A 5,922-nucleotide genomic window follows, 5' to 3' on the forward strand; every position below is an offset into this window, starting at 1 on the left:
TCGCCCGAGAAATCTTCCCCATCCTCATCGCCGTCCAAGAACGTCATTCAGCAACCCAAATTGCCGCTTGACAATCAATAGGAGCATCGAGACCCCGCACCCCGAACTAACCTCGTAACCACACCCAAGGATCGGAGACCCGCATGAACCTCAACGACATCACCCGCAAGGCCCAGGACTTCCTCAAGAGCGACAAGGGCGAGGAGATGTCCGACAAGGTCATCGATGGCGCAGCTGCCGCGGCTAACAAGGTCACCGGCAACAAGCACGCCGACAAGATCCAAAACGCCCGCGACACGGCTGACAAGCACATCGGCCGCAACGACGGCACCGACGGCCGCGACAGCACTCCCGAGCCGAAGTAGGCACCGCGGCTCTAAGCGCTACTTCAGCGTCGACGAAAGATCGGGCCATTCATCGGTGCCGCTGTACCGTTCGATGCGTTCCACGATCACGAGGTCATACTCGCTGGTCAGAATCGGCTCCTCGTGGGCGGCCATGGTGACGTCGGTGAAGAAGTTCGACAGTTGCGTGGGTATTTGGTTGAGCAGGAACGAATCGCCAATCAGCAGCGTCTTGCCTGGCACCAGTTCGCTCGTGGTCGAGGTGGACGTGAAGTGATGTTTCAGCATGCCGGCGACACCGATGCCGGTGCCATCCGTCGTGACAACATCGGGTCGGTCGAACGAGATCGTGTTCGTGTAGTCGATGTCCGTCACGCCCATCATGCGGTTCAGGTCGGCCACATAGGGCACAGGATCACCGGAGATCGGGTTCGCCAGGTCATCGAGGATGTCGGGGGAGGCGCGGTTATCAGCCACCAGCCGCTGCAGCAGCGCGTGGCTGAACGCTAACGACCCAGACGCGCTCCAGTGGGTGTCATTGGCCAGGTAGGCCGGTGCGGAGGCCGTGTCCCGAGCTGCGACGTCATCCCAGAGTGTGATGACCGGGAGGGTTCCTTCGGCTTCCCAGTCTTCGAAGTGGCCGCGCACGAAGTCCTGACAGCGCAGGAGGTCCGGTGCCAAGCCCTCGATTGCCGCCCGGTGCACGGATGACTTGTCCGGTGCCACCAGGAACAACACGTATTTGTCGGCGGCGGTCATGGCCTTCTGGTCCTGAACCAGGTCGGCCTTGACGTCGGCGAGCGAGTCTTCGGTCTCGCGGCACGGCCAGTGCAGTTCCGCCGCGTAGAACGGCTCCCCGTTGGTGCCGATGATGACCGAGGGCGTCGGGCTGCGGCCGAGCCCGTGGACAGACAGGTCGCCGAGAGCCTCCGAGACTGTTGCCTGGGCGCCGAGCCGGTCGCGCAGGGCAGCATCGAAACCCAGGAATGTGTCCGTGTCTGCCGCCGACTCGGCGGTGATCACAGGCCAGGGGAGAGGGGCCCGGTTCTCGGCCCCGGCTGTATCGCCCGGCACCAGCCAGATTCCCAACATCCCGACGCTGAAGGCGGCGATCAGACCGGTGGACGCCCAGCGACGCCATCCCTGCAGGTCGGCGCTCTCGGGGGTGGGTTCTACTTCTTCTGCGTTGGTCACGGGCGCCTCAGAACTGGAAGTAAAGGAAGGGACTGAAGTCGGAGTGCAGCACCATCGACAGCGTTACCGCGAGGGTGACCGGCACCACCACACACGCGGTCTTCCATCGGAACGCGGTCAGGGTGCCTGGCTCGGATTGTCCGAACACGAGCTGGAAGCCCGTGCGGTGTGACGGCATGACGAAGCTCAGCGAGCCCAGCACCATCGCGATGACGGTGATCGGGGTGAGAGTGACGAACACCGCCGGCGAGCCCAGATCCCACGGCCCGCCGAGCATTGCCCGCCAAATGTCGACACTGCTCTCAACCTCCAGTGCGCGGAACGGCACCCAGGCGACGACGACGAACAGCAGCGTCAGCGTGCGGCGCACCGCCACCAGCGAGCGCATGTCTCTCAGCCCGGTCACTCGTTCCAGCAGCAATGCAGCCGAATGCAAGCCACCCCAGATGAGAAAACCGGCCAGCGCACCATGCCACAGCGAGGTCAGCAAGAAGACCAGCAGCAGAGCGCCGTACTCCACCCAGACGCCGCGCCGGTTTCCGCCGAGCGGGATGTAAACGTAGTCCCGGAAAAACTTGGTGAGGGTGATGTGCCAGCGACGCCAGAAGTCGGTGATGCTGACCGACGTGTACGGGGAGCGGAAGTTCTCCGGAAATTTAAAGCCGAACATCTGAGCCAGACCGATGGCCATGTCGGAGTACCCGCTGAAGTCGAAGTAGATCTGCAACGCGTAGGCCACGGCGCCAAGCCACGCGCCCGTGCCCGTCATCAAGTTGGGGTTCGCGGCGTTGTCGAACATAGCGTTGGCGACGACGCCGCAATTGTCCGCGATCAACACCTTCTTGGCGAGCCCCCAGGTGAATCTGGTGATGCCGTAGCTCATCTGCTTGGTCGTGATCCGGCGCACCGCGGTGATCTGGGCGCCAATCTCCGAGTACCGCACAATGGGGCCGGCGATCTGGTGCGGGAAGACGAACAGGTACAGCAGATACGAGGGGAACGATGTCGTCAACGGTCGTCCCGCCCGGGCGGAGTCGATGACGAACGACAGTGCGTGAAAGGTGAAGAACGAGACCCCGAGCGGCAATGCCCAGCTCTGGGCGTCCATCGTGGTCAGGGCCGGTGAGAGGCCCGGGATGGCCAGCGTAGCGAGCTGGGGGAGGTATTTGAACGCGATGAGCGGCACCATGATGATCAGCAGCGTCACCATCGACGGGATCGTGATCTTCTTCGGTGTGCCCGCGGGCAGGTCGGTGCGCTGGTGTCGGGCGATCAGCATTGCGATGTACGCGCCGCCGAAGCTCGACAGGCTCACAAACACGATGGCCAGGATGGCGCTACCGGCGCCCCAGAAGTAGAACAGCACGCTGGCCAGCAACAACCAGGCGTTTCGCCCCCGCGACCGAACCGGGATGGCGTGATACACGAGCAGCGTGATCGGCAGAAACAGGAACAGGAAGGTCGGACTAGAAAAAACCACGAAAAGTAGGCCTACCAGTAGGGGTCCCCGGTGCCAGCGAACTTTCACGCAGCCTTGAGGATTCAAGCGAAAATGGCGGCCTCGGATGTGCCACAACGCTGAGCCTAGGGGGAGTCGTCCGGGCTTCCCGGAACATACACGGCCCACTGCGCCCCCCATGCGGAGGCCAAAATCCGGAAGCCGGTCACGAAGCCGAACGCAGGGCCCTGTCCACCATCCGTATGGTCGACGGCGATCGGTTCAAGAAGACGAAAGGTTAGGGCGCGTCGCGCAGCGCAGCGCAGATCGCTTGGTCGGCAAAGCCGGCCGCGGCCGGGTGAGACAGACCCTTGTATCCGAAGAAGGTCACCACGACCACGAGGACGAGTGACGCCACGATCCACCAACGACCGCGTGCCCATGCCTGGCGGGGGCTGATCGCGGGGAGTACCAGACAACCCACAACACCCATCAGCACCAGCTGCAAGGCAAAGCGACTTTCGGTGGCTGCGCCGACCAGAGTTACAACGGAACTGAGTACAACTGCTGTCACTGCGGCCCAGTTCTGCCAAACGCTTGATGTCCACTTACCCCTGCTCTTGACCGCGAGCCTCAACAGCGCCAGCAGTCCAAAAACTGTGACGGCCGTGATCGTCAACGAAAACAACTCATCCACCCCGGGAGCACGAATAGCGTACGGGTTAGATGCCGGCCATTGCAGGGCTGACGCGATCTTCTGCAGCGAGAACACAATCGAGTTCGGCATGTTCCCCAGGAAGGTTGACGCGAGCTCCCCAGTAGATGTCGGTAGGACAGTGCCAAACAATTGGTTGGCCATCGCGGGAGAACAGTAGAACTGTTGTGGAACTGCCAGTCCCAACAAAGTGTCGTATCGCACGATGTAGGAGGCGTACCCCGCTTGAAGCGCCACAAGGCTCGACTGGGCCGGCGGCCACAGCGACCAGACACCTGAGGTGAACACATTCACGAGGAGCTGCGGTATCAGCCCGACAAGCATGCCCAGTGCGAAGAGGATGCCCCTCCATCTCTTCCACACCAGAGCAACGACACCGATGAGAATGGCGGACACCATAAAGGCGGGCCGAAGGTTCAGCGCGAATCCGGACACAACACCCGCGAACAGGACAAAGAACAGTTTGTCGGAACGGAGCAGGTGGAGAGACACGATAACTGCGATCGCGGGATAAAGATCAACCAGCGCGTACGGGGCAAATCCGACGGTCACGATCCACAGCAGAAAGGCGGTGGCCAATCTGGACGTAGTCGTTGGCGGCTTCCAATATGCAGTGAACTTCGGCATCATGAACGCGGCGAACCAGCCCAAGACGAGCGCGTTCTGCAGGAGGATTGTGAACTGCGCGAACTGAGGCCCGAGCAGGCCCGTCAACACAGCGGCTGGCACGTACACGACGCCGGTTAGCGCCCCCCGAAAGCTCCAGAAGTTGGCGTCTTCCATCGGGCCACTTCCGATGAGCCCCTGGGCCGCGGACCAGTACTTTTCCGCATCGTACGCGATGGTCCCGAGGCCGAGCATAAAAGTCGCGGCCACGAAAACGCCGAGCAGTAGGTACTCGATGCGCAGGCGGTGAAAATGCTGCCCCAGAAGGAGAGCTCCAGTCGCCGTCGATTCTTCATTCGACGCGGATGGCGGCTGATGGCTGCTCGTTGCTTGCTTGATTTTTTCGTTCCTGACTTCTCAGAGCGGAGAGACGTGCACACGTAGCTCCGTCACATCCGCGAAGAGCCGGCTGCTGCTACCCGCAGGCGCGCGTACTGGGCGCAAGCCTACTGGGTTCCTCAACCAGGCCGGCATGCGTGAATCAGCACCACTGATCGCCTGATGAGAGTGGGAGTCGGCCTCAGACTCCTCCATTGGCCCTGACCCCGTCGAGTGGACACCTCACAAGAGAGAATGTTCACTATGGCAAGATCACGTCGGGACTTCACCCCTGAGTACAAAGACGAGGCCGTGAAGCTGGTTATAACCACCGGCAGGGCTGTCGCAACTGTCGACCGTGAACTCGGAATTAACGAGGCCACGCTGGGCCGCTGGGTGACCGCGTTCAAGGCCCGCAACGAAACTGGGCAGACCGAGGTGACGGAGTCTGAACGGGCCGAGCTGCTGCGGCTACGGAAAGAAAACGCGGACCTGAAGATGGACAGGGCGTTCTTGAAAAAAGCATCCATCTTCTTCGCCCAGGAAGCATCGGATACGAACGGCAAGCGTTCGAACTGATGCTGGCGGAGAAGACCAACTTCACCATCACCCGCATGGTCCGCCTCCTCGAGGTCTCCCGGTCGGGCTACTACGCCTGGATCGGCCGGGCGCCGTCGCCGGCATCGATTCGCCGGGTCCGCATCGAGCAGAAAGTCGCCTTCTTCCACGGCGATTCCGACGAGGTCTACGGGACCCCCAGGATCTTGGCCGATCTGCGCGCGGATGGGGAGATCGTCTCCCGCAAAACCGTCGCCGCGACCATGCGGCGCCTGGGATTGGCGGGGATCTGCCCGAAGAAATGGAAGACGACCACGATCATCGATCACGCTGACGCCTACCCAGTCGACGCCGTGAAACGCCAGTGGGACACCGGAGCGCTGAACCAGGTCTGGGTCGGCGATATCACCTATCTGAGGACCTGGGAGGGGTGGGTGTATTTGGCGACCGTCATCGACGCTCACAGCCGCCGCGTGATCGGGTGGGCCATCGCCGACCACATGCGCACCGACCTCATCCAGGACGCTCTCACGATGGCCATGGTGCTGCGCGGGGACCGCCCGGCGACGGTGATCTTCCACTCGGACCGTGGCACCCAGGGCGAATTCAACTGGTCGTTGCAACACCGACTTGTTCGCTCAATACTAAGTGCTCTGCCCAGACCTCGGCCGGTGTCTTCCAGCCCAGCA

The 5,922-nt window shown here is 62.1% G+C and carries 6 protein-coding genes; 3 read left to right on the forward strand and 3 right to left on the reverse strand.

Going from position 1 to position 5,922, the window contains the following annotated elements; translation table 11 throughout:
• Positions 1 to 143: 143 nt before the first annotated feature.
• Positions 144 to 365: an antitoxin gene (locus RCH12_RS18245; RefSeq protein ID WP_327017846.1), complete on the forward strand. Its 222-nt coding sequence runs from the start codon at positions 144 to 146 to the stop codon at positions 363 to 365.
• Between the two features lie 18 nt (positions 366 to 383).
• On the opposite strand, the gene RCH12_RS18250 is transcribed toward RCH12_RS18245, so the two are convergent.
• From RCH12_RS18250 to RCH12_RS18260, 3 genes are all read right to left on the reverse strand, one after another.
• Positions 384 to 1,538, reverse strand: a complete 1,155-nt coding sequence (locus tag RCH12_RS18250; protein ID WP_327017847.1) for a hypothetical protein — start codon at positions 1,536 to 1,538, stop codon at positions 384 to 386.
• Between the two features lie 7 nt (positions 1,539 to 1,545).
• Positions 1,546 to 3,018 carry an MBOAT family O-acyltransferase gene (locus RCH12_RS18255; RefSeq protein WP_327017848.1) on the reverse strand — a complete coding sequence of 491 codons (1,473 nt, stop codon included), beginning with the start codon at positions 3,016 to 3,018 and terminating at the stop codon, positions 1,546 to 1,548.
• A 256-nt stretch (positions 3,019 to 3,274) separates the two neighbouring features.
• Positions 3,275 to 4,567, reverse strand: a complete 1,293-nt coding sequence (locus RCH12_RS18260) for a hypothetical protein (protein ID WP_327017849.1) — start codon at positions 4,565 to 4,567, stop codon at positions 3,275 to 3,277.
• Positions 4,568 to 4,939: 372 nt separating this feature from the next.
• On the opposite strand from RCH12_RS18260, the gene RCH12_RS18265 reads away from it, so the two are divergent.
• Together RCH12_RS18265 and RCH12_RS18270 are read left to right on the forward strand one after the other, a co-directional pair.
• On the forward strand, positions 4,940 to 5,254 hold the full coding sequence (locus RCH12_RS18265; RefSeq protein ID WP_327017850.1) for a transposase: 315 nt from the start codon (positions 4,940 to 4,942) through the stop codon (positions 5,252 to 5,254).
• The coding region (locus RCH12_RS18270; RefSeq protein ID WP_327017851.1) for an IS3 family transposase at positions 5,224 to 5,922 on the forward strand (699 nt) is incomplete at its 3' end. The genes RCH12_RS18265 and RCH12_RS18270, both read left to right, overlap by 31 nt.

Source organism: Cryobacterium sp. MP_3.1 (assembly GCF_035984795.1).
Lineage (GTDB): Bacteria > Actinomycetota > Actinomycetes > Actinomycetales > Microbacteriaceae > Cryobacterium > Cryobacterium zongtaii.

Bases quoted from the DNA above. Each gene is read 5' to 3' on its own strand.
- RCH12_RS18245 (WP_327017846.1), top strand. From the start codon at position 144: ATGAACCTCAACGACATCACCCGCAAGGCCCAGGACTTCCTCAAGAGC.
- RCH12_RS18265 (WP_327017850.1), top strand. From the start codon at position 4,940: ATGGCAAGATCACGTCGGGACTTCACCCCTGAGTACAAAGACGAGGCC.